Here is a 20,689-nt window from a genome sequence, read left to right as displayed (position 1 = left end):
CTCTTGGTTTCAGAACAGCAGATGAGCGTCTGTTGCATGACAAATCACACCTCTGCTTTATAGCGTTCGGCTACTGGCGGATTGGCGGATCTCTGACAGCAACGCTTGGCGAGCAGTCTGCAAAGCATCCCAGTGAGCGGCTTCTTGTAGGGGCGGAATAGTCACCGGCTCGCTACGATCAAAACCGACCAGTGCGGCATCGACCAGATCGCCCACGTCCATAATTTCGCTCAAGGTGTTGATGTCGATGCCTGCACGTTCCCAGATTTCAGTGCGGGTGGCCGCAGGGAGCACAGCTTGCACGTAGACACCTTTAGGTGAGAGTTCTAGGCTTAGTCCTTGCGAAAGAAACAGGACAAAAGCCTTTGTCGCGCCGTAGACGCTCATCCCGAATTCCGGTGCCAGGCCTACGACCGAGCCAATATTGATAATTGAGCCATTACCCGCCAGCGCCAAGCGCGGCGCGATGGCGCTGGCGAGTCGCACCAACGCAGTCGTGTTAAGTGCGACCAGGTTTGCAACGCTGTCCGTGGATTGCTCAATAAAGGTGCCTGATTGAGCGGCTCCGGCATTGTTCACAAGGATGCCGATACTGGCGTCATCGCGAAGGCGAGCTTCGACCGTCGTTAAATCGTTGGCTTGAGTCAGGTCAGCCTGGATCACGTCAATGGCAACACCGTGTTGCTCGCGCAGGCTTGAGGACAAAGCTTCTAGACGGCTTTTGTCACGGGCGACCAAAACAAGGTTGTGCCCGCGCCGGGCAAAACGCTCGGCGTAAGTCGCACCAATGCCAGTAGATGCGCCAGTAATCAGTACGGTTTCAGGGAGGCTCATAAAATGATGCTCTTCAATGGATGTCGATAGACGATTCAGTCTCAGCCATGTACAGAGCTGGAGTCGGCGAGCGTTGGATAGTCGGTATAGCCCGCTGCACCGCCGCCATACAGAGTAGTAGGGTCGAATGCAGACAAGGTGGAGTTGCTCTTGAGGCGCTCTACCAAATCAGGGTTGCCAATAAACGGACGTCCGAAAGCGATCAAGTCAGCTTTGTCTTCGTTGAGTTGGGAGGTGGCTAGATTCAGGTCGTAGCCGTTGTTGGCAATGTAGGTATGTTTGAAGCGCTGGCGTAGGGAACCAAAATCGAAAGGGACGACGTCGCGTGGCCCGCCAGTCGCACCTTCAACCACATGCAGATAAACCAGGTTCAGAGCATTGAGCTGGTCGACGACGTACTCAAACTGTTGCTGCGGATCGCTGCTGGAAACGCCGTTGGCAGGAGAGACTGGGGAAATACGAACTCCCGTTCGATCAGCACCGATCTCGTCCACGACAGCAGCACTGACCTCAAGCAGTAATCGAGCACGGTTTTCAATCGAGCCACCGTATGCATCCGTGCGAATGTTGGAGCCGTCCTTGAGGAACTGATCAAGTAAATAGCCGTTTGCGCCGTGGATCTCTACACCGTCGAAACCAGCTGCAATTGCGTTCGCCGCAGCCAGACGGAAGTCGTTAACAATTCCTGGCAGCTCGCTGATATCGAGGGCTCGCGGTTCTGATACATCCTCGAAGCTATTGTTAACGAATACCTTTGTCGCAGGGCGTAAGGCAGAAGGTGCTACCGGAGCAGCACCGTTTTGCTGAAGGTCGACGTGGGAAACACGTCCGACATGCCATAGCTGCAGGAAGATGTGTCCGCCTTTCGCATGAACGGCTTCAGTTACTGCACGCCATCCCTCTACCTGCGCCTGGGTGTAAATCCCTGGCGTGTCTTGATATCCCTGACCTTGCTGCGAGATCTGGGTCGCCTCGGAAATCAACAAGCCTGCGGATGCTCTCTGACTGTAATAAGTTGCGGCCAATTCGCTCGGCACAAAACCCAACCCAGCACGGTTTCGTGTCAGCGGTGCCATTACGATTTTGTTAGAAAGTGTCAGCGAGCCGAGCGTGCAGGGCTCAAACAAGGTCTTTTCGGGCATATCGATTCCATAGTCGTTTATCAATGACTGCCATCTGCGAATTCGCAGCAATGACGCCTGCATGGAATTAATGATGTCGATCATAATCAAAGGTGTCAACTGTTTTGATTGTGATCGACATCAGAGTATAGTCCGGGCATTGTCTACCATGCCTAGGAGTAAGGAATGAAGGTCACCAAGGCGCAATCAATCGCCAATCGAGCTCATATCGTGGAGACAGCTTCAGAGCTATTTCGTGAGCGTGGCTACGATGGCGTGGGTGTTGCGGAACTGATGGCCACTGCCGGTTTTACTCATGGAGGGTTTTACAAACACTTTGCTTCCAAGTCTGATTTGATGGCCGAAGCAGCTCAAAATAGCTTGGCAAAATCCTTATCTAGTACCTGCGATCTCGACGTTGCGGATTTTGTGAATCTTTACGTGTCGAGGGATCACAGAGATGGGAGAGGAATGGGCTGTACCATGGCAGCGCTTTGTGGTGACGCGGCCCGTCAGTCAGATGATCTGAAGGCTACTTTCGCCAATGGTGTTGAAAACACGCTTTCAGCCCTCGAGGAAAAGTACCAAACGTGCCTGGGTGTGACGAAGCAAGAAGCCCGAGCGAAGATGATCGACCTGCTAGCGCATGCAATCGGTGCGGTCATGTTGTCGCGGGCTTGCCCGGATGACTCTCCTCTCGCTGATGAAATACTCGATACTTGTCGCACCGAAATAGTTACTTCGCTGCCTTCATCTGCGGCGAAAAATAAGCAGCTGAGCGGTTAGACCTAAGCCTACGGATACGAATGTTGCCTGCTGCCTCGTAGCGATTTACAAGCACTCTCGTGGAGGAGATGCAAGATGAGCATTGATTGGATCAACTTCACACCTTGGGCTTCATTAGGCGGAGGCGTCCTGATTGGGTTGGCTGCGAGCTTGTTCGTTCTCGCAAATGGTCGCATCGCAGGCATCAGTGGTTTGATTGGAAGCGTGATGCAATTTGGCAGTGAGGGTTGGAGCGAAAAGGCGCTATTTCTTCTTGGTCTGTTGCTTGCGCCATTGTTATGGGGAGCATTTAACGTTTTGCCGCAAATCGAGATTAGGGCTGAGTGGCCCACTCTGATTATTGCGGGGCTGCTCGTAGGCGTTGGAACTCGTTACGGCTCTGGCTGTACTAGCGGTCATGGAGTTTGTGGGATCTCTCGACTGTCAGCCCGATCCATCACGGCAACGATGTGCTTTATGTTCGCCGGCTTTGCAACGGTGTACGTCATTCGTCACGTGGTGGGAGCATGAACTTGATCAAGTTGGCCGCATTTTTATCTGGCTTGATCTTCGGCCTTGGCCTTCTCTTGGCAGGCATGGCGAACCCCGAAAAAGTATTGGCTTTTCTTGATGTGGCCGGGGCTTGGGATCCGTCACTCGCACTGGTGATGGGAGGGGCTATCGCAGTGGCGGTTATCCCACTGAATTGGGCGCGTAATAACAAGCAGTCCTTGCTAGGTGCCCCCATCCAGTTACCGATGAAGAGGGAGTTGGATGCCCGCTTGATTGGCGGCAGCCTGGTGTTCGGTATAGGTTGGGGAATTGCGGGGATCTGCCCTGGGCCTGCCGTCGCTATTCTGCTTACGGGGCACGGAAAGATCATCATATTCGCATTGGCCATGTTGGCCGGTATGTACTTGTTCTCTCTATTAGAGCATCGGCGCAAACCATCCAAGTAATCCTCCCACCAAAACAACCAACCATGGAGGAGCCTTCCAGAACATCAAAGCCACAAGCGCTATCAGCGCCAAGCCAAAGTCTGCAGGAATCAATATCGCGCTCGTCCAGACTGGGTTATACAAGGCCGCCAGAAGAAGGCCAACAACTGCTGCGTTTACGCCTGAAAGTGCAGCTTGGGTGCGTAAGCTCTTCCGCAGTTGCTCCCAAAATGGCAACACGCCGATTACGAGCAAGAACGAAGGAGCAAAAATTGCAACGACGCACGCGGTAGCCCCGAGCCAACCAGAAGGTTGGGCATTCATGGACGCGCCAAGAAATGCTGCGAAGGTAAAAAGTGGGCCTGGTACGGCCTGTGCTAAGCCATATCCGGCAAGAAACGTGTCATTGGCTACCCATCCGTTCGGCACGGTCGCCGACTGAAGCAACGGCAGCACAACATGCCCACCTCCGAAAACTAATGACCCGGCGCGGAAAAAGGCATTTACCACAGCTAACGCTTGTGAGGGCCACAACTGAACCAGCAATGGCAGGCCAGCTAACAGGCCGAAGAACAGCAGCAACGACACCACACCGACTTTCCTGCTCACCGGTATCGGCAAAGACTCAGTAGTCTGGCTTTGATCGGTTTTGAAGAGCATTAGTCCTATGACGGCACCGAAGAAAATCACGCCGATCTGCCCCCAGGCATGCGGCCAAAGCAGTGCAGCATAAGCCGCAAACACAGCGATGGTTATTCGAGGGGCATCATTGCAAAGACTACGGCCCATTCCCCAGACGGCTTGAGCAACGACAGCCACCGCGACAATTTTAAGACCGTGTAAAAGACCGCTGGGAAGCGCGCCTCCCCAGGCGGACATACCTTGTGCTAATAAAACCAGGATTATTGCTGAAGGTAATGTGAAACCTGCCCACGCAGCGACTGCTCCTGGAAACCCGGCACGGGATAGCCCTAAACCTATGCCAACCTGGCTACTTGCGGGGCCCGGCAAGAACTGGCACAGGGCAATCAAATCCCCATAACTGCGCTCGCTCAGCCATTGCCGTCGAGCAACGAACTCTTCGCGAAAGTAAGCTAGATGTGCAATCGGGCCTCCGAAAGAAGTGAGACCTAGGCGCAGGAATACCAGAAATACCATCCATGGGGACTCAGTCGTAACACCCTTTGAACGTCCCTCGGCTGACAAGATTCGTTACTCCCCACATGACTGCTATAGAAAACCAAATACGACAGCCTCCCTCACCGGCATATCTCGGCTTCGATATGCCGTCGCACACTGTATCTTGATCTTAACGACAAAATGATGGCACTTCGTTAGACGGTGCTCCTACAGCAGAAATTCTGATGGAGAGAAATTCTGCTGTCAGCTCATTTCTGATCACCTCGATAGAGTGGCTGTGGCAACGGCAGGCGCAGCGCTGCGACGCAAAATCAGGACTCCACCGATTGCAGCCAAGGTCGAACCGATCAACACGCCGACTTTTACCTCGTCAATCAGGTGAGCTGATCCAGCAAACGCCAGGTTTCCGATGAACAGGCTCATGGTGAAGCCGATGCCACACAAGAGCGCAACGCCGTAAAGCTGTGCCCAATTGCTGCCTTCCGGCAGTTTGGCCAAGCCCATACGAATGGCCAGAGCAGCCAATAGGAAGATGCCAATCTGCTTGCCCACCAACAAGCCGAGCGCAACACCCAGCGGAACCGGATCGACTAGGTTTTCCATCGAAATACCGGCCAATGAAACACCCGCATTGGCGAAGCCAAAAATCGGCACCACAGCGAACGCTACCCACATATGCAGCTTTTCTTCTAGGAACAGCAGTGGAGACCGGGCTTCCTCTTCAGGCTTACCCATTGGAACGCACAGCGCTACAGCGACACCCGCAAGGGTGGCGTGCACTCCCGATTGCAGTACGAAGAACCACAGCACACCACCTACCAGCAGATACGGGAACAATCGTCTGACACCCAATCGATTCATTGCGATCAGAATGGCCAGCGTTGCGAGCGATGCCAGCAACATGGGCATGGAAAGACCAGTGGTGTAGAAAAAGGCAATGATGACTACAGCACCTAGGTCGTCAATGATCGCCAAGGCGGCGAGGAAGACCTTAAGCGACTTAGGGACTCGCTTACCTAGGAGCGACAAGACGCCCAGGGCGAACGCGATGTCGGTAGCGGCTGGGATAGCCCACCCCTTCAAGGTCTCAGAATTACCCCAATTGATTGCGATGTAGATCAACGCAGGCACAACCATGCCGCCTAAAGCACCAAATCCAGGCAAAGCACGCTGGCCCCAAGTGGAGAGCCCCCCGGCCAGAACCTCTCTTTTGATCTCGAGTCCGACCATCAAGAAGAAGATCGCCATCAGGCCATCATTGACCCAATGCTCGACAGACATGCCCAACCAAACGCTATGCAAGGCTGCAAAATAACCTTGAGAGAGAGGCGAATTGGCCACAATCAGAGCCGCGAGTGCTGCGCCCATCAGTACAAGACCGCCAGCGGATTCCGAAGACAGGAAGCGAGCTAAAATTGCAGCTGCTCTTGGGGTTTCTGCAGGAGTTCTATTGTCGGTCATCAGTGTCCTAGCGCTTCGATCTAAAGAGAATATTTTAACATCCGAGGTATACCACTGCGGGTGTCCAAATAGCCTGTAACGATTATTGTCACAGGCGAAAATCAGCCTACAGCCTGTTCACTAAGCCCATGGCGCGGACTTTTTCACGAGATTTAGGAGCACGCCCAAGCGGATAAAGCCTCACTTTTATATCTCCTCAGCGAGTACCAATCATTTGGTAGGACAGAAGCCCGGCAGCGGTCATCGCTAACGAGCCTGCAACGTGCAACGAAATTGAGCCAAGCGCCCAGACCAGTCTGCCCTCCTGAATCAAGGCAACTGTTTCGGCTGAAAATGTAGAGAAGGTGGTAAGCCCACCACAGAAACCCGTGATGATCAGGAGACGCCACTCTGGACTGAGGGTAGGAGAAGCAGCCAAGAAGGCGATGGCCAGGCCGATGATGTAGCCCCCAACCATGTTCGCGACCACAGTACCTGGAGGAATCGTAGGAAAAAGAGCATTCAGCTTCATGCCCAACAGCCAGCGCAACCAGGCTCCAAGTGAAGCGCCAACGGCAATGACGATTAATGACTTCAGCACGGAGAGTCCTCCTCATCAGATCTGAGTGGACTAACTGGCAAGCGGCTCGCGCTGAAGGAAAAGGGAAACTCGAAGGGTAAGATCATAGCCTGTCCTAAATTGGAGGACAGGGAGACACACCTACGCACCCTGTCCAGGGTTCACGTAGGCATCATCAGCACGAAGGCGGTTAAAGGAGGAATGCCATCTCCTGTTCTGATCCTATAGCATCAGCGCCAATGGCATCAAGAGCAGCTACACGCGAGCGATCTGGAGGCCCCTTCGGCCAGGCAAGATGGTTGATCAATGATCCAGGCAGGGGTCGCCCCTTCGCCCAACCAGATTAGTTGGCGCGTCTACATCGATTTAACCGATACCACTTCCACATACTTGTACTTTTTCCTAGCAGCCTTCACAGCCTCCTGCTCAGCAAGCAACGAGCTCAACGTATCAGCCTCGTGAATCAGCTCGACCATTTTCCCTTCAAACTCGTTTCCAACCCGTAACGTAACCCTCAGCCTGGGCGTAAAAGCTTTCGCTTTCTTCTTGGCTGCTGGAGCAACCACCGGTTTCGCGGGCACAACTTCTTCCACAGGCTCTTTTACTAGAGGTGCGGGCACCTGCTCTTCGGGCTGAGGCGTACCGAATAGGGCACGACGCATTTCTTCTTCAGTTAATTCAGAGCTCATAGAACATCTCAACGGGACGCATTTCGCTGGGCAAGTGTTAATAAGATTGTTGCTGACTGGTATTCGTGGAGCCTGTGCGGACGTCAAATCCCCAGTTCGATTTCAAGACAAGAGCCTCGTAAGGCTTGCGAAAGCTTCACCTTTGGCAGCAGTGTAATGAGCCCATCAACTAAGTTGCTAGCGTGACGAGCGTACAGCGTGACTGTGCCTGCATCAGGCGTTCGACCTGGCACGATGGCCCCTACCCGCTGCTGGGCAATTTTCAGTATGCTCAAGACGTCCTGACTCACCTCATTGGTGGACAGGTGTTCAACCAATGGTCTGGGTGGAGGGGCGGCGCGGCTCCACAAATTTACAACCACCTGAAGCAGTCCGTCTGAGCCAAGATGTTCAAGAGCTATCTCCCACAGCTGGCCTTCCTGCGCCATATCCAGGCGAGCCCTAGTCATAACGGAGTTCCAGCAAAATGAGGCTCTTTCTTGATTGCGAGTTCACCAAGCTCTCAGCCACAGCGAAGCTGATATCACTCGCACTGGTAGCTGAAAATGGACGCGAATTCTACGTGGAATTGCTCGACACATGGCGAGAGGAAGATTGCAGCGACTTCGTCATAGAGATCGTTCTTCCGCAGCTCTGGGGCGGTGGCAATGCACAACCCATTATCAGGGCAAGAACTGCACTGCTCGATTACCTAGCCTCGTTCGACGAAGTCCTGGAGATTGTCACAGACGCTCCACAGTACGACTGGGAGCTTTTCTGCGAACTCGCATATGACAATGGTACATGGCCAAGGAACGTTCGGAATTACCCCACCGATGCAACCACTCTAGATGCCTCAAGTGACGGGGCTCCGCTTCCGCATCACGCTCTTCTTGACGCCCGTATCATCGCTAGCATGTTCACCGAAAGCGATCTGAAGAAAGGGTAATGAAGTCCTAAGAGGCCAAGGTGAGCTAAAGCTGTCTTTCACAGCAAACCTTCCTGAGGCATTTTCAACCTGGTGCTGGTCATTCAAAAATCAGGCCTGTTCGGACTTGCTGGTCAAATACCTACGAATAGTAGTTTTAGACAGACCCAACGCTTCCGATATCTCAGTCACTGACACTCCCTCACTGTTCAGGCGATTTGCCTCTGCGGCTTTCTGCGCTGCTCCGGATCGCGCCGGTCGACCAGGAGGAAGCTTCCCTGCACTTACCAACGACTCCATCTCAATATCTACGCTGTCCTTTTTTATCCTATTTAGTTGCTTATTCAGACGCTTCAGCCCCTCCCTAAGCGGCTCGTTGGACTGTAGACACGTCGCCATGAGAATCAATGAGGCCGGCTCAACCTCAAGCAGCGCTGCGAGACGAATGAGCACATCAATCGTGATGTTCACCTCCCCACGCTCAATCCGGCCCCAATAGGAACGGTCAATAGTGATCAGGTTTTCTTGCGTAAGACCTTTTTTTCTACGCAGTGCTCGCACCACTACAGCTAGGGCTTCTGCGGCCTCCATGACATTTCCCCACGCAAATCGAGGATAAGGCCATATTGCGACGCACCATAACACGGGCTATGATCCGTATTACGGCGCTATCAGCGTTTTTGAGGCCTGCTTTTCGATGCATATACATCCGTAAGCGGAGCTAAGCACCTTGCTTGCGGCAGCCATCTGCTCGAGTGCGAGCGACAACAAGCGGGATTGAATTGTCAATTTCCCGGTTATTAATGAAAGGAAGCCCTATGGCTAGCGTCGAAGAACCCGACTTCATGAATGCGCCACGGACACCACTTGAGGGCCTGTCGAGCACCTCTGCAGCTCGAGCTTTAGCAGTCGAACGCTTTCCTAAAAAGCCTTACTGCCTAGTCCGCGACTGGACAATATTTCGCATTGAAGTCACCCGCGACGAACTCTTCAAATGTCATGCAGCGGGCCAGCTCCCGATGATCCTGTTTGCTCACAACGTGGCCGAGGACAGCCAAGGCCGTTTCGAACGCGGCGATTGGGTTCGTTCAAGCATGTGCACCGGTCTCCACGACGGTATTGCGTTCGAGACCAGAAACTCTGTTTACGTATTGATTGGCCCTGGTCATGAACAGCTCGCAAGCCTGAAAGACGTTTTCTCCCTCTTCTAACCTGCGCTCTATATCGGAGCCCCTTCAGGCCAAGGACATACGATGTTTAGAACACACGACGCCGACATGCTGGGCCTACCAGGCATGTTCGGTGAGGGTCAGTACCAATGGCATCAGGTATCCAAAGTGCTTCGTAATCACTGGTATCACGTAACCGTCCAGGCCAAGACCAAGGGCCGAATTTCAGAGGCGGTTCTGATGATCGACAGCGAACCACGGCTTCAGCAACTGCTGATTGCCCAGGACTCGGAGACGATCATCACAGAGGTGCAAGTTGTCACACCTGCCCACATGAATGGCACGGGAGTTTGGCGCATGGAGAAGCTGACCAAAGTGACGCTTGGTGAAGACCAAAACGAGTGTGTTGTGTGCCTGCTAGAGGTGGAGACCGGCTCCAAATACCACAGCTCTCACCAACCTAGCTTCAACACTGATGTGCTGAGCAACCTTCGTCCGATCTATCACGCAAACATGATTCGTACAGCCTGAGATTTACCAAGATTTCTGCACGATACCAGCACAGATGGTTGCGTGTGGAATTCCTGGTTACGCCGTATATACCGCCAACGGAGTGCAACAATGCTGAACATGATTGGCTTGGATTTTTATGGGAAGCGCCACACAGAATTCGACCTAATACGAATCAAAAAAGCTCAGGCGCAAGGCTTCGATAGACCGATCACAGCGTATCTTTGCAGCGCCTCCATCAAAGCCCGAACGGGCATAGGCGTAGTGTTTGGTCACAACCGTAAAGACCAGTATGGGCGGTTCGGCGACGGCCATTTGATCCGCACTTCTGATGTGATCAAAGTCGAGCGTGAAGGCAGGTTTTGGGTGATGACGACGGAGAATAGTCGTTACGTCTTGGCGACGTTCCAGAGGGGTAATGGACGTGCAAGCCTGCGTGAGTTTCTGCGGCTTTCACGGGGGATGCACCACTTCACCCCGCGAGGGTTACAGTAATGGTCGTGGTCTTCTTCCACTGGCGAACCCTCCTGAATGGCTTCGAGGTGGTGTCATGATCGTCAAGGCAGGCGAAGTCATCTGCATTGCCTCGGGCATTTTTGAGAATTACGACCGCGCTGGGCCCTTTGTTGCAACGCAGGACTTCGACCTCGATTCATTAATAGCAGAGGCAGTGAAGCCGCTCACAGAGAAATGGGAAGTGTCGAGTTTGTTTGGCGATATACCCAGGGTGCTTTTCGAAAACGGGCTTATCACCAAGCTTCCTTGTCGCAAAATTTACCTAGGAGCGATGGGCGAAGTCGACATTCGGGAAGAGCAGGATGACCTTTGATGACGACGCTTCAAGCATTTTACTAAAGCGTCATGATGGTAGCGATAGAGCTGAGATGGTTTGCCTTGCAGTAGCCGCAGTTAGGATCGCGGTAAACGTCGATGACTTCAGCGGCTTGTGCCGCTCCGGTCATGGGTAGTGTCGTGAACGCGGCAATTCGCAGACTGGCATTCATGCGAGTTCTCCAGTTTATTACTAATTCTTACCGGCAGCAGCAACCGCCGCCGTTCCCGCCACAGCCCGAGTTTTTCTTACTCGCTACGCTTTCCACTGTCGCCAGCTGTGCTGGATAGCCCGCGTTCTCCAGGGCTGTAAGCAGCGCATGGCTGTGCGAATCGCCGCTGACCTTCACCCGTCCGGCTTTTAAATCCACCGATACGTAACTCACGCCTTCAACTGGGCGCAGCGCTTCGGTGACATGTTTGACACATGAACCACAGCTCATGCCTTGGACTTGCAGTTCAACAATTTTCATTGGTGACTCCTCACAACAAAGTTGATCATGGAAAGACTAACGCATGAGGCTTTTTTGCGGCGTTGGCTTATCCTCAACCTTGCCGCCATGGCAAGGTCAAGCGGTCGTTGTCACTCAATCAATGGAAGCCTGGCGCAGACGTAAGGCGTTGAATACTACCGACGCCGAGCTCACGCTCATGGCCAGTGCGGCAATGAGCGGTGACAGAAGGTGACCGGTAAGTGGATAGAACAAGCCGGCAGCCAGTGGGATGCCCATGGCGTTATAAAGGAAGGCGAAGGCCAGGTTCTGGTGCATATTTCTCACCGTCGCGACTGACAGGCTGCGCGCCCGTAGGATACCGAGCAGATCCCCCTTCACCAGAGTGACCTGAGCGCTGTTCATCGCCACGTCAGTGCCAGTGCCCATGGCGATTCCTACATCAGCGCGAGCCAGTGCGGGGGCATCATTAATGCCGTCGCCGGCCATCGCCACCCGGTGTCCGGCTAGTTGCAAAGATGCCACCAGACGTTCTTTATCTTGCGGCTTGACCTCGCCGTGAACCTCCTCGATGCCCAACTGGCGGGCTACCGAGCGAGCAGTTGTAAGGCCGTCGCCAGTGGCCATGATGACCTTGACGCCATCCGCCTGCAGACGCTCGACGGCCAGCTTCGTGGTGGGTTTGATGGGGTCGGCAACAGCCAGTAAACCCGCCAGGGCGCCGTCCACTGCCAGGTACATGATGCTCGTACCGTCGCCGCGTAGCTTCTCGGCATGTTCTTGCAAGCTGTCTGTGGAAACGCCGGCTTCCTGCATCAACGCGGTATTGCCTATCATCAGTCGGCGACCCTCGACCTGACCGCTTACACCAATACCTGAGGCTGACTCGAAGGTTTCAGGTGTCACCAGTTTTAGCCCTGCGGCACGAGCCTGCTCGACGATGGCGTGGGCCAATGGATGCTCACTGCCCTGATCGAGACTTGCGGCCAGGCGCAACACTTCATCCTGAGTAAATCCGGGTACGGCCTCGACGCTATGGAACGCTGGTCGACCTTCCGTGAGGGTGCCAGTTTTGTCGACTATCAAGATGTCTATCTTGCGCAGGTTTTCGATAGCGGCGGCATCGCGAAACAATACGCCGCTGCCAGCAGCCTTGCCGGTGGCAACCATGACTGACATCGGTGTCGCTAGGCCAAGGGCACAGGGACAGGCGATGATCATGACCGCGACAGCGTTGATCAGTCCGAACACCCAACTTGGCTCGGGCCCCCAAAGCCCCCAGCCGAGTAGAGTCAGCGCGGCGATAGCAATCACCACAATCACGAAGTAACTAGCAATCACATCTGCCAGCCGTTGCATCGGCGCTTTTGAGCGTTGTGCCTGCACAACCATCTGCACAATCTGTGCGAGGAGGGTCGCTGATCCTATCTTCTGCGCCTGCATCACCAGACTACCGTGGATGTTGAGAGTGGCGCCGATCAGCGCGTCGCCGGCCCTCTTCATGATCGGTATCGGTTCGCCGGTGAGCATCGACTCATCTACAGCGCTTTCGCCTTGCAATACCTGGCCGTCTACAGGTACTTTTTCTCCCGGACGCACACGTAATGTGTCGCCGCTGTGTACGTGTGTCAGAGGGATGTCTTCTTCCGTGCCATCGGCATTGATCCGTCGGGCAGTTTTTGGGGCCAGTCCAAGCAGCGACTTGATGGCAGCCGAGGTTTGCGAGCGAGCCTTGAGTTCAAGCATCTGGCCGAGAAGGGTCAGTGAGATGATCACAGCCGCTGCTTCGAAGTACACACCGATGCGGCCCTCCATCATGAAGTTGCTGGGGAATACATCGGGGGTCAGGGTTGCCACGACGCTGTAAAGGAAGGCCGCCGCCGTGCCGAGGCCGATTAGCGTCCACATGTTCGGACTTCGCTGAATCACCGAACGCACACCACGCACATAAAACGGCCAGCCAGCCCACAGCACGACGGGTGTAGCCAATCCCAGCTCGACCCAATTTTGCGTGGTGCCATGGAACAACTCCAGGGCATGGCCACCCATAGCCAGCACGGTGACGATCACTGTCAGCGGCAATGTCCACCAGAAGCGCCGGGTGAAGTCCTTGAGTTCTAAGTTCTCTTCTTCCTCCAATTCGGGAATCACCGGCTCTAAGGTCATGCCGCACTTAGGGCAGACGCCGGGGCCGATCTGGCGAATTTCCGGATGCATGGGACATGTGTATTCAGCGGCACCCGTTAACGGTTCTGCTGTTGTCTGAGGGACTGGTTCGATTTTCGGTTGAGATATTCGATAACGCTCGGGCGCTGTCCTGAAGGCCGTTTGGCATTTCAGACTGCAGAACCGGTAGTGTTGCCCCTCATATTCCGTGCTGAACTGGCTGTCGTTACTGACGGTCATGCCACATACCGGGTCATGGGAGCCAGTGGCTTGGGGTTCAGAGTTCTGTATTGGGCCGTGCTCTTGACGAACCTCAGGGGTGTGCATGAGCTAACTCCTGTTCGCATCCTTGGTTGAGACTGAGGTTTCGCCGTGATGATTGTGACCACCGTGGTGGTGCCCGAAAAAATGCATCAGCGGGCACAACAGCAAAATCATATAAGGCAGTAAACCCAGCATATGGCCGTAGTGTTCTCTTGCCAGATAGAACAGCACGATCACCAGCAGCATACCCAGCGCTATGCCGGGTTTGCTCCTCCAAAATGTTGGAGAGGTGTTAGCGGAATGTGGCGAATTCACCATGGTTCTGTACTCCTGAGGGAGTGCGGTTTAGTGATACGTCGTATAGGTGCAACGGGCGGCAGTTTTACCCTTGGCATATTGGTTAAGGTAAAACCGTCGCTGCATTGCCTACAGGCTTGTGCGCGTCACTTGCTCGTCGGCATGTTCATCATGCTCGTTTGCTGATCCATCATTTTCATCATCATGTTCATCATTCCCATCTCCATGCCGTCTTTGTTGCTGCCCATGCCCTTGCCATGACAGTTCTTATGCATCATGTCCATGCTTTCCTTCATCGTCTTCATGCTCTCCTGCATGGCGGCGTGTCGCTCGGCAGGGGTCTTGGCGGCGGCTGCCTTGTCGTGTGCAGCCTGCATTTTTTGCATTTGCTCGGTCATGACATTGTTTTGCATCGGCGTAGCTGCTTCGCTTGTCTTGGCGGGCGCGGTCTGCCCCTCCGGGTGATGCTCATCGACTGCCGAGGCGATAAGTGGGCTGCTCACGAGCAGGGTGGCGAGGATAAATTTCAATGTGGCATGCATGGCAATCTCCAAAGGGTCAGGACAATTCAGGTAATACCAAGCCGCGCCAGGTTGGCGCAGTCAGACAGTGCGCCGAAGATCGGCGCGCAGAAGGTCGGATTAATCGTTGAAACGGACGAAAATCAGGCGGGCAGGAGGTCTGGCCGGTACAGGACGCCGTAATGCAAGAAAGGCAAAAGCGGAGGGATTGGCGGGATACAAAATCAGCAACGCTGGGATAAGGAGCAGAAACGTCCAACTGAACAGGTCAAATATTTGAAGATGGAGCGAAGGACTTACAGCTATTGCCGCATCGGAGCAGTGCTGAAGGCAACCGAGGGCATGGGCGTCGTGGCTATCGTGATCTTGCGTGGTGATCAGCGAGACATGAGTTGTAGCCGGATTGTGGCTGGGCTGTGCCAGACATCCCTGGGTCGCTGCCAGACCAAACGCTAACACCCACAGCACGATGGCGAGGCGTATGAACGTTGGTTGACGATGGCGAAACCAGAACATGGAGAATCTCCGGTACTGATTAGCGGATTTTGATTTTTCAACATACTCCACATTGAAGTGCCACAGTTGATCTACATCAATTTATGCAGCCGGCTGTCGGTTCTGTGGTGCGGTCAAATTTTATGACGCCCATCGATCTTTCAGATGTTGAGTTTCTCCGGGTGCTGTCAAAAGTGTAATCACCGGCTAAGCGTGCTGACAGGTACGTTCCCTCATCATCCTCATCGAGCTGACGCTCAAACTCTCTGGTTTCATCGAGAGTCAATTCCTTGAAGGAGATGCACTATGAAAGCAACCAACGTTGTGATTCTTACACTCAGTTTGGCTATATCGTCCCTGGCCTTTGCCGAAGGTGGCGGCGACCGTGCGGTTGAGCGCATGGAACGAGCTCGCGAGACGGCAATGGCCACCGGAAAGTCTGCCCCCGGAGCTGAGGCGCAAGAAAATATTGCACAAGAGAAGCTCAAGGCTGAAAAGCAGCCTCACCATTGCTGAGCCAACCAGCTTACTGAAATGTAATCACCCCGTTTGCTGGCTTATGGCATCTTCCGATACATCAAGCGCACTAGCTCGTCTAGCGTTAGCCCTTAGGGGCACGCCCAGTGCGCACATCTAACATCCGACTGACGGGACATGAATCGGTATGCAAGCCAAAACCTCTCGGCGCACCTTTGTGAAAGGACTCACCGCAGGCGGGATTCTCGGTGGTTTAGGCCTCTGGCATACCCCTATCTGGGCCGCCCCTAGAGTGGGCGATGCCAATGTCTTGTCAGGTACAGAGTTTGACCTCTTCATCGGAGAAACACCGGTAAATATCACTGGGAACTCCCGGACGGCCATGACCATAAATGGCGGGATTCCTGGGCCCCAGCTGCGCTGGCGTGAGGGCGATACCGTGACCTTGCGGGTCAAGAACCGCCTCAAGGATATGACTTCTATCCACTGGCACGGAATTATCCTTCCGGCAAACATGGACGGTGTTCCAGGCCTTAGCTTCCATGGAATTGAGCCTGATGGCACGTACGTCTATCAGTTCAAGGTCAAGCAGAACGGAACGTACTGGTATCACAGTCACTCCGGCTTCCAAGAACAGGTTGGTGTGTACGGCCCACTGGTCATCGATGCCAAAGAGCCTGAGCCTTTTGAGTATGACCGCGACCTCGTGGTGATGCTTAGTGACTGGACTGATGAAAATCCTGCTTCGCTGATGAAAACACTGAAGAAACAGGCGGACTACTACAACACCCATAAGCGAACAGTGGGTGACTTCATCAATGACGTGGCTGACAAAGGTTGGTCAGCGACCGTCGCTGATCGCAAGATGTGGGCCGAGATGAAGATGAATCCTACGGACATTGCGGACGTCAGTGGTGCGACGTACACCTACTTGATGAACGGACAGGCTCCGGACTCCAATTGGACTGGCACCTTCAAACCTGGCGAAAAGCTCAGGTTGAGGTTCATCAATGGTTCAGCCATGTCCTACTTTGATGTACGAATTCCAGGTTTGAAGATGACTGTTGTGGCCGCTGATGGCCAATACGTCAAACCGGTAAGCGTGGATGAGTTCAGGATCGCCACTGCCGAGACTTTCGACGTGATCGTCGAACCCACGCAAGAGGCCTACACACTGTTTGCGCAGTCGATGGATCGGTCGGGTTACGCCAGAGGCACCTTGGCTGTCCGGTCTGGCATGACTGCTCCAGTGCCTGCGCTAGACCCTCGTCCTCTAGTCACCATGGCCGACATGGGTATGGCCGGTATGGATCACGGTGGGATGGCCGGTATGGGCGATATGGCTGGAATGGATCACAGCAAAATGGCCGGTATGGGAGACGACTCGATGCAGGGTATGTCAGGTATGGACGGCGGAGCCATGAAAGATAGCTCTGGTGCTATGCAAGGCATGTCCAGCATGCAGGGAATGGATCACAGCAATATGTCCATGGGCGGCATGAATGGTATGGGAGAAATGCAGTCGCACCCAGCCACAGAGTCCAACAATCCCCTCGTCGACATGCAAGCAATGTCGACCTCTCCGAAGCTCGATGATCCTGGCATGGGCCTTCGCGACAATGGACGAAAGGTGCTGACGTACTCTGATCTAAAAAGCACGTTTGAGGATCCAGATGGCCGTGAGCCAAGTCGCACTATTGAACTGCACTTGACCGGTCATATGGAGAAATTTTCCTGGTCTTTCAACGGCGTGAAGTTTTCAGACGCCGAGCCGGTAAAACTGAAGTATGGCGAGCGAGTTCGGTTCGTTCTTGTGAACGACACCATGATGACTCACCCCATCCACCTGCATGGGATGTGGAGCGACCTTGAAGATGAAAACGGGCAATTCCTTGTCCGCAAACACACCATCGATATGCCGCCAGGATCAAAGCGCAGCTACCGGGTGACTGCAGATGCGCTGGGACGCTGGGCCTATCACTGCCATCTCCTATACCACATGGAAATGGGCATGTTCCGTGAAGTGCGCGTGGAGGAATAAGGAGATGGCTATGAGTAATTTCTTAAGCGGGACTCGCATGCACTCGGCTGTACTCACGGTCGCTCTCACTGCTGGTGTTGCCTTGCCGGCAGCTGCTGAGTCTAGCCAGGGGGTGGCCGCTGGGCAGATGCAGGGCATGGATCACAGCCAGATGCAGGGTATGGATCACAGCCAGATGCAGGGCATGGATCACAGCCAGATGCAGGGCATGGATCACAGCAAAATGGAGGGTATGCAGCCCGCCAAGCAACCACTAACTCAAAGCCGGACTCCGATACCACCACTTACCGATGCTGACAGAGCCGCAGTCTATAACGCCCCTGGTGGTCATGAAGTTCATGACACTGCAATCAACTCATTTTTTATATTTGAGAAACTGGAATGGCAGGATGCTGACGATGGAAGCGCGCTGAACTGGGAAGCACAAGGTTGGATAGGGGGAGATGTTGATCGGCTATGGTTGCGCTCCGAAGGTGAGCGCACCAATGGGAAGACTGAAGAAGCAGAGGTTCAGGCACTTTGGGGCCACTCCATTAGCCCTTGGTGGGATTTAGTCGGTGGGGTTCGTCAAGACTTCAAACCAGGCGACCCACAAACGTGGGCTGCTTTCGGTATTCAGGGCCTGGCTCTCTACAATTTCGAGGCCCAGGCTACTGCTTATCTGGGTGAAGGTGGCCAGACCGCTGCTCGGTTGGAGGGTGACTACGACATTCTCCTTACCAATAAGCTGATTCTGCAACCGACGGCAGAATTCAATTTCTATGGCAAAAACGATCCTCAACGCGGGGTCGGTTCAGGGCTGTCTGAAAGTGAGGTTGGTTTGCGGCTTCGGTACGAAGTCCGCCCGCAATTCGCACCTTACGTCGGTGTAACTTGGAATCGGGCTTATGGCAGAACCGCAGACTATGCCCGCGAGGAAGGCGAAGATAACAACGAAGCACGCCTAGTGCTCGGCGTCCGAGTGTGGTTCTGAAACAAAGTTAGCGGTACTAAATAATTATCTAACCTCATTACAACAGCTTCGCGCTGTGAGGAGCCTTGCATGTCCGTATTCAAATCCTGTGTTGTGGCCGTCGCTCTTTCTTCTAGCCTGCTGCTCAGTGCAGTTGCCCAAGCTCACCCGAAGCTGCTGTCTTCAACTCCGGCTGAAGGCGAGAGCGGCCCAGCTCCTGCGAAGATTGAACTGCATTTTTCCGAAAACCTGGTTACTCAGTTTTCCGGGGCCAAGTTGGTCATGACGGAAATGCCTGGCATGTCACACTCCCCTATGCCCATGAAAGCCAGCGTGTCTGGCAGTACCGATCCTAAAACCATGATCTTGACCCCGGCCTCTCCTCTCACCGCTGGTACTTACAAAGTCGAATGGCGAGCGGTCTCCTCCGATACCCATCCGATTACCGGCAGCGTTACTTTCAAAGTGAAATAAGCGTGGGCGACCCATTGAATGTGGCGCTGCGCCTCGCGCTTTATCTGGATCTAATGCTCCTGTTCGGCCTGGCGGTCTTTGGACTGTACAGCTTTCGGGGTAAAGAGCGCGTGTCCGGAGCGGTGCTGCATTTTGGGTGGATACTGCCCGGCACCGCTGCTATAGGCATGCTTTTGTCCGTAGCAGCTTTCATGATTATCACAAGCAATATGAGCGGCGCCTCCGACTGGGACGAGCTGCGGCCTCATCTGGAAATGATGCTGTACGAGACTGAGATCGGCTATAGCTGGGTGACGCGCATGATCTCGCTGGCAGTGGTGATTTTTGTCGCAAGTCAGAGCAAGCGATGGCCAACAGGGAGTCTCTGGGTTGCTACCTTGGCAGGCAGCATCGCCTTGTCCACGCTTGCTTGGACAGGTCATGGGGCAATGGACGAAGGTACTAAGCGGTTCTGGCACTTTGCAGCTGATATTCTGCACCTCCTCTCCGCTGGGGGCTGGATCGGAGCTCTTGCGGCGTTTGGCCTGATGTTGAGGATTAAAGGGGCTAATCCGGAGCAACTCGTAAGAGTGCTGTCACGAGCGCTTAAAGGATTCGAAACAGCGGGTGGATTTATTGTTGGCACAATCATAATTACTGGCGTCGCTAATTATCTCTTCATTGTCGGGCCGACAGTAATCGAACTCGTAACTAGCACCTACGGCATTCTCCTGCTGATGAAAGTCCTGCTTTTCGCTGGGATGATTGGGCTTGCTGCACTCAATCGTTTCTACCTGAGTCCCTCACTTGAACGTTCTTTGAAGGCTGGGGATTATTCTCTGGCAGCAACTGCCTTGAGAAAAAGTGTGATGCTCGAATCGACCTGTGCAGTTGTCATCGTTTTCTTGGTGGCATGGCTAGGAACGTTGAGCCCTTCAATCGAGATGGCTCAAGGGTGATTCATGAGCCAGATCTGAGCGTCACTATGGACGCTCAGGACTAGGTAAAAACTATCGGCTCGAGGGGTAGTCAGCGACCACTTCTTGCGCACCTGCCTTGGTGAGCCCCAATACTTGATAAGGTTGATGATTCTGGCCGTAGTCCATGCCGGGGGAGCCTGCTGGCATGCCTGGTACTGCAATTCCTGCGAGGTCTGAGCGGCCACTCAGCTTCTTGATTTCTTCCGCAGGGACATGCCCCTCTACGAACTTGCCGTCAATAACAGCCGTATGGCATGACGCGAGTCCCTGCGGCACTCCTAAGCTCTGCTTAATAGCGCTCATATTGCTTTCAACATGGTCGACCACCTTGAATCCATTCGATTCAAGGTGCTTGACCCACTCCTTGCAGCATCCGCAGTTCGCGTCACGATGCACATCGATTGTGAGCGGCTCAGCCGCCTGCGCGACAGCACAAATCATCAAGCCCACGGCGAGCGATAGCTTTCGTTTGAACATTCGATGCACCTCGTAGCGTTTTAGTATGCGGTTGCTCTGCAAGCCCCCTAGCCTTGGGCCAGCCGTCATGCTTCCACAGTGGTTGGAATTAGGTTAAGCGCAAAAAGCTCAAATCGCTGATTACATTTTTGTAAGCCGCCTGCCAATTCACTCCATCCAACCCATCACACACCGACCTGTCGTGGCATCG

Annotated in this window: 25 protein-coding genes, 2 pseudogenes and 1 riboswitch; of the genes and pseudogenes, 13 read left to right on the top strand and 14 right to left on the bottom strand. The window is 54.0% G+C overall.

From position 1 onward, the window contains the following. Nucleotides 1-44 precede the first annotated feature (44 nt). Nucleotides 45-834: pseudogene (locus RHM56_RS25045) on the bottom strand (SDR family NAD(P)-dependent oxidoreductase). 41 nt (nucleotides 835-875) lie between these two features. Continuing rightward, nucleotides 876-1,976 carry an alkene reductase gene (locus RHM56_RS25040; protein WP_032894863.1) on the bottom strand — a complete coding sequence of 367 codons (1,101 nt, stop codon included), beginning with the start codon at nucleotides 1,974-1,976 and terminating at the stop codon, nucleotides 876-878. Between the two features lie 165 nt (nucleotides 1,977-2,141). Here RHM56_RS25040 and RHM56_RS25035 point away from each other — a divergent pair, with 165 nt between their 5' ends. The 3 genes from RHM56_RS25035 (at nucleotide 2,142) to RHM56_RS25025 (ending at nucleotide 3,679) form a co-directional block, all read left to right on the top strand. Continuing rightward, a complete protein-coding gene (locus RHM56_RS25035) occupies nucleotides 2,142-2,741 on the top strand; it encodes a TetR/AcrR family transcriptional regulator (RefSeq protein ID WP_032894862.1) in 600 nt (199 codons plus the stop codon). A 75-nt stretch (nucleotides 2,742-2,816) separates the two neighbouring features. Further along, on the top strand, nucleotides 2,817-3,251 hold the full coding sequence (locus RHM56_RS25030; RefSeq protein WP_032894861.1) for a YeeE/YedE family protein: 435 nt from the start codon (nucleotides 2,817-2,819) through the stop codon (nucleotides 3,249-3,251). 2 nt (nucleotides 3,252-3,253) lie between these two features. Then, the gene (locus RHM56_RS25025; RefSeq protein WP_032897737.1) at nucleotides 3,254-3,679 is read left to right on the top strand and encodes a DUF6691 family protein; all 426 of its coding nucleotides are present in this window, start codon (nucleotides 3,254-3,256) and stop codon (nucleotides 3,677-3,679) included. Here RHM56_RS25025 and chrA read toward each other — a convergent pair. The 4 genes from chrA to RHM56_RS25005 form a co-directional block, all read right to left on the bottom strand. Continuing rightward, a complete protein-coding gene (gene chrA / locus RHM56_RS25020; protein WP_050499465.1) occupies nucleotides 3,650-4,816 on the bottom strand; it encodes a chromate efflux transporter in 1,167 nt (388 codons plus the stop codon). The genes RHM56_RS25025 and chrA overlap by 30 nt on opposite strands. Nucleotides 4,817-5,056: 240 nt before the next feature. Next, on the bottom strand, nucleotides 5,057-6,259 hold the full coding sequence (gene nhaA, locus RHM56_RS25015) for a Na+/H+ antiporter NhaA (protein WP_032894858.1): 1,203 nt from the start codon (nucleotides 6,257-6,259) through the stop codon (nucleotides 5,057-5,059). Between the two features lie 196 nt (nucleotides 6,260-6,455). Then, nucleotides 6,456-6,839: a fluoride efflux transporter CrcB gene (crcB, locus tag RHM56_RS25010; RefSeq protein WP_032894857.1), complete on the bottom strand. Its 384-nt coding sequence runs from the start codon at nucleotides 6,837-6,839 to the stop codon at nucleotides 6,456-6,458. Between the two features lie 138 nt (nucleotides 6,840-6,977). Continuing rightward, nucleotides 6,978-7,039, bottom strand: a riboswitch (Fluoride riboswitch). A gap of 135 nt (nucleotides 7,040-7,174) precedes the next feature. Then, nucleotides 7,175-7,507, bottom strand: coding sequence for a hypothetical protein (locus RHM56_RS25005; protein WP_032894856.1), 333 nt, complete (start codon nucleotides 7,505-7,507; stop codon nucleotides 7,175-7,177). 466 nt (nucleotides 7,508-7,973) lie between these two features. Here RHM56_RS25005 and RHM56_RS25000 point away from each other — a divergent pair, with 466 nt between their 5' ends. Next, entirely contained in the window at nucleotides 7,974-8,435 is a 462-nt protein-coding gene (locus tag RHM56_RS25000) for a 3'-5' exoribonuclease (RefSeq protein WP_032894853.1), read from the top strand. 90 nt (nucleotides 8,436-8,525) lie between these two features. Here the strand turns inward: RHM56_RS25000 and RHM56_RS24995 are convergent, their stop codons facing one another. After that, nucleotides 8,526-9,005, bottom strand: a complete 480-nt coding sequence (locus tag RHM56_RS24995; RefSeq protein WP_050499464.1) for a helix-turn-helix domain-containing protein — start codon at nucleotides 9,003-9,005, stop codon at nucleotides 8,526-8,528. Nucleotides 9,006-9,232: 227 nt separating this feature from the next. Here RHM56_RS24995 and RHM56_RS24990 point away from each other — a divergent pair, with 227 nt between their 5' ends. From RHM56_RS24990 to RHM56_RS24975, 4 genes are all read left to right on the top strand, one after another. Next, complete coding sequence (locus RHM56_RS24990; RefSeq protein WP_051903165.1) at nucleotides 9,233-9,625, top strand: DUF6957 family protein; 393 nt, start codon at nucleotides 9,233-9,235, stop codon at nucleotides 9,623-9,625. Nucleotides 9,626-9,667: 42 nt separating this feature from the next. Continuing rightward, nucleotides 9,668-10,114 (top strand): hypothetical protein, encoded by a 447-nt coding sequence (locus tag RHM56_RS24985; RefSeq protein WP_158879131.1) that lies wholly within the window; start codon nucleotides 9,668-9,670, stop codon nucleotides 10,112-10,114. Nucleotides 10,115-10,204: 90 nt separating this feature from the next. Then, nucleotides 10,205-10,588, top strand: a complete 384-nt coding sequence (locus tag RHM56_RS24980) for a hypothetical protein (RefSeq protein WP_032894847.1) — start codon at nucleotides 10,205-10,207, stop codon at nucleotides 10,586-10,588. Nucleotides 10,589-10,643: 55 nt separating this feature from the next. Beyond that, nucleotides 10,644-10,922, top strand: coding sequence for a hypothetical protein (locus RHM56_RS24975; RefSeq protein ID WP_095023249.1), 279 nt, complete (start codon nucleotides 10,644-10,646; stop codon nucleotides 10,920-10,922). Between the two features lie 61 nt (nucleotides 10,923-10,983). On the opposite strand, the pseudogene RHM56_RS24970 reads toward RHM56_RS24975, so the two are convergent. The 6 genes and pseudogenes from RHM56_RS24970 to RHM56_RS24945 form a co-directional block, all read right to left on the bottom strand. Next, nucleotides 10,984-11,097 (bottom strand): annotated as a pseudogene (locus RHM56_RS24970) (DUF411 domain-containing protein); the annotation flags it as partial. 27 nt (nucleotides 11,098-11,124) lie between these two features. Beyond that, entirely contained in the window at nucleotides 11,125-11,397 is a 273-nt protein-coding gene (locus RHM56_RS24965) for a heavy-metal-associated domain-containing protein (RefSeq protein ID WP_032894845.1), read from the bottom strand. 114 nt (nucleotides 11,398-11,511) lie between these two features. Then, nucleotides 11,512-13,782 carry a heavy metal translocating P-type ATPase gene (locus RHM56_RS24960; protein ID WP_032897731.1) on the bottom strand — a complete coding sequence of 757 codons (2,271 nt, stop codon included), beginning with the start codon at nucleotides 13,780-13,782 and terminating at the stop codon, nucleotides 11,512-11,514. Nucleotides 13,783-13,872: 90 nt separating this feature from the next. Continuing rightward, nucleotides 13,873-14,124 (bottom strand): DUF2933 domain-containing protein, encoded by a 252-nt coding sequence (locus RHM56_RS24955; protein WP_032894843.1) that lies wholly within the window; start codon nucleotides 14,122-14,124, stop codon nucleotides 13,873-13,875. A gap of 125 nt (nucleotides 14,125-14,249) precedes the next feature. Beyond that, nucleotides 14,250-14,645 carry a hypothetical protein gene (locus tag RHM56_RS24950; protein WP_032894840.1) on the bottom strand — a complete coding sequence of 132 codons (396 nt, stop codon included), beginning with the start codon at nucleotides 14,643-14,645 and terminating at the stop codon, nucleotides 14,250-14,252. A gap of 99 nt (nucleotides 14,646-14,744) precedes the next feature. Continuing rightward, nucleotides 14,745-15,140 (bottom strand): hypothetical protein, encoded by a 396-nt coding sequence (locus RHM56_RS24945; RefSeq protein ID WP_032894838.1) that lies wholly within the window; start codon nucleotides 15,138-15,140, stop codon nucleotides 14,745-14,747. A gap of 285 nt (nucleotides 15,141-15,425) precedes the next feature. Between RHM56_RS24945 and RHM56_RS24940 the strand changes: the two genes are divergently transcribed. From RHM56_RS24940 to copD, 5 genes are all read left to right on the top strand, one after another. Next, nucleotides 15,426-15,635 carry a co-regulatory protein PtrA N-terminal domain-containing protein gene (locus RHM56_RS24940; RefSeq protein ID WP_032894835.1) on the top strand — a complete coding sequence of 70 codons (210 nt, stop codon included), beginning with the start codon at nucleotides 15,426-15,428 and terminating at the stop codon, nucleotides 15,633-15,635. Between the two features lie 148 nt (nucleotides 15,636-15,783). Next, the gene (locus RHM56_RS24935; RefSeq protein ID WP_032894833.1) at nucleotides 15,784-17,637 is read left to right on the top strand and encodes a copper resistance system multicopper oxidase; all 1,854 of its coding nucleotides are present in this window, start codon (nucleotides 15,784-15,786) and stop codon (nucleotides 17,635-17,637) included. 127 nt (nucleotides 17,638-17,764) lie between these two features. Next, on the top strand, nucleotides 17,765-18,610 hold the full coding sequence (locus RHM56_RS24930) for a copper resistance protein B (protein ID WP_232964630.1): 846 nt from the start codon (nucleotides 17,765-17,767) through the stop codon (nucleotides 18,608-18,610). A gap of 69 nt (nucleotides 18,611-18,679) precedes the next feature. Beyond that, the gene (copC, locus tag RHM56_RS24925) at nucleotides 18,680-19,063 is read left to right on the top strand and encodes a copper homeostasis periplasmic binding protein CopC (protein WP_032894831.1); all 384 of its coding nucleotides are present in this window, start codon (nucleotides 18,680-18,682) and stop codon (nucleotides 19,061-19,063) included. A gap of 2 nt (nucleotides 19,064-19,065) precedes the next feature. After that, a complete protein-coding gene (gene copD, locus RHM56_RS24920) occupies nucleotides 19,066-20,001 on the top strand; it encodes a copper homeostasis membrane protein CopD (RefSeq protein ID WP_032894830.1) in 936 nt (311 codons plus the stop codon). 51 nt (nucleotides 20,002-20,052) lie between these two features. Here the strand turns inward: copD and RHM56_RS24915 are convergent, their stop codons facing one another. Further along, nucleotides 20,053-20,499, bottom strand: a complete 447-nt coding sequence (locus RHM56_RS24915) for a DUF411 domain-containing protein (protein ID WP_032894829.1) — start codon at nucleotides 20,497-20,499, stop codon at nucleotides 20,053-20,055. Between the last annotated feature and the right edge of the window lie 190 nt (nucleotides 20,500-20,689).

Source organism: Pseudomonas sp. CCC3.1 (assembly GCF_034347405.1).
Taxonomy (GTDB): domain Bacteria; phylum Pseudomonadota; class Gammaproteobacteria; order Pseudomonadales; family Pseudomonadaceae; genus Aquipseudomonas.
This window is presented reverse-complemented; position numbering and strand designations above follow the sequence as displayed.

Bases quoted from the DNA above. Each gene is read 5' to 3' on its own strand.
- RHM56_RS24955 (WP_032894843.1), bottom strand. From the start codon at position 14,124: ATGGTGAATTCGCCACATTCCGCTAACACCTCTCCAACATTTTGGAGG.
- RHM56_RS24960 (WP_032897731.1), bottom strand. From the start codon at position 13,782: ATGACCGTCAGTAACGACAGCCAGTTCAGCACGGAATATGAGGGGCAA.
- RHM56_RS25030 (WP_032894861.1), top strand. From the start codon at position 2,817: ATGAGCATTGATTGGATCAACTTCACACCTTGGGCTTCATTAGGCGGA.
- RHM56_RS24930 (WP_232964630.1), top strand. From the start codon at position 17,765: ATGCAGGGCATGGATCACAGCCAGATGCAGGGTATGGATCACAGCCAG.
- RHM56_RS24980 (WP_032894847.1), top strand. From the start codon at position 10,205: ATGCTGAACATGATTGGCTTGGATTTTTATGGGAAGCGCCACACAGAA.
- RHM56_RS24975 (WP_095023249.1), top strand. From the start codon at position 10,644: ATGATCGTCAAGGCAGGCGAAGTCATCTGCATTGCCTCGGGCATTTTT.
- RHM56_RS25040 (WP_032894863.1), bottom strand. From the start codon at position 1,976: ATGCCCGAAAAGACCTTGTTTGAGCCCTGCACGCTCGGCTCGCTGACA.
- RHM56_RS24935 (WP_032894833.1), top strand. From the start codon at position 15,784: ATGCAAGCCAAAACCTCTCGGCGCACCTTTGTGAAAGGACTCACCGCA.
- RHM56_RS24950 (WP_032894840.1), bottom strand. From the start codon at position 14,645: ATGCATGCCACATTGAAATTTATCCTCGCCACCCTGCTCGTGAGCAGC.
- RHM56_RS24940 (WP_032894835.1), top strand. From the start codon at position 15,426: ATGAAAGCAACCAACGTTGTGATTCTTACACTCAGTTTGGCTATATCG.
- chrA (WP_050499465.1), bottom strand. From the start codon at position 4,816: ATGGTATTTCTGGTATTCCTGCGCCTAGGTCTCACTTCTTTCGGAGGC.
- RHM56_RS25035 (WP_032894862.1), top strand. From the start codon at position 2,142: ATGAAGGTCACCAAGGCGCAATCAATCGCCAATCGAGCTCATATCGTG.
- RHM56_RS24965 (WP_032894845.1), bottom strand. From the start codon at position 11,397: ATGAAAATTGTTGAACTGCAAGTCCAAGGCATGAGCTGTGGTTCATGT.
- RHM56_RS24915 (WP_032894829.1), bottom strand. From the start codon at position 20,499: ATGTTCAAACGAAAGCTATCGCTCGCCGTGGGCTTGATGATTTGTGCT.
- RHM56_RS24985 (WP_158879131.1), top strand. From the start codon at position 9,668: ATGTTTAGAACACACGACGCCGACATGCTGGGCCTACCAGGCATGTTC.
- RHM56_RS24945 (WP_032894838.1), bottom strand. From the start codon at position 15,140: ATGTTCTGGTTTCGCCATCGTCAACCAACGTTCATACGCCTCGCCATC.
- RHM56_RS25005 (WP_032894856.1), bottom strand. From the start codon at position 7,507: ATGAGCTCTGAATTAACTGAAGAAGAAATGCGTCGTGCCCTATTCGGT.
- nhaA (WP_032894858.1), bottom strand. From the start codon at position 6,259: ATGACCGACAATAGAACTCCTGCAGAAACCCCAAGAGCAGCTGCAATT.
- copC (WP_032894831.1), top strand. From the start codon at position 18,680: ATGTCCGTATTCAAATCCTGTGTTGTGGCCGTCGCTCTTTCTTCTAGC.
- RHM56_RS25000 (WP_032894853.1), top strand. From the start codon at position 7,974: ATGAGGCTCTTTCTTGATTGCGAGTTCACCAAGCTCTCAGCCACAGCG.
- RHM56_RS24995 (WP_050499464.1), bottom strand. From the start codon at position 9,005: ATGGAGGCCGCAGAAGCCCTAGCTGTAGTGGTGCGAGCACTGCGTAGA.
- RHM56_RS24990 (WP_051903165.1), top strand. From the start codon at position 9,233: ATGGCTAGCGTCGAAGAACCCGACTTCATGAATGCGCCACGGACACCA.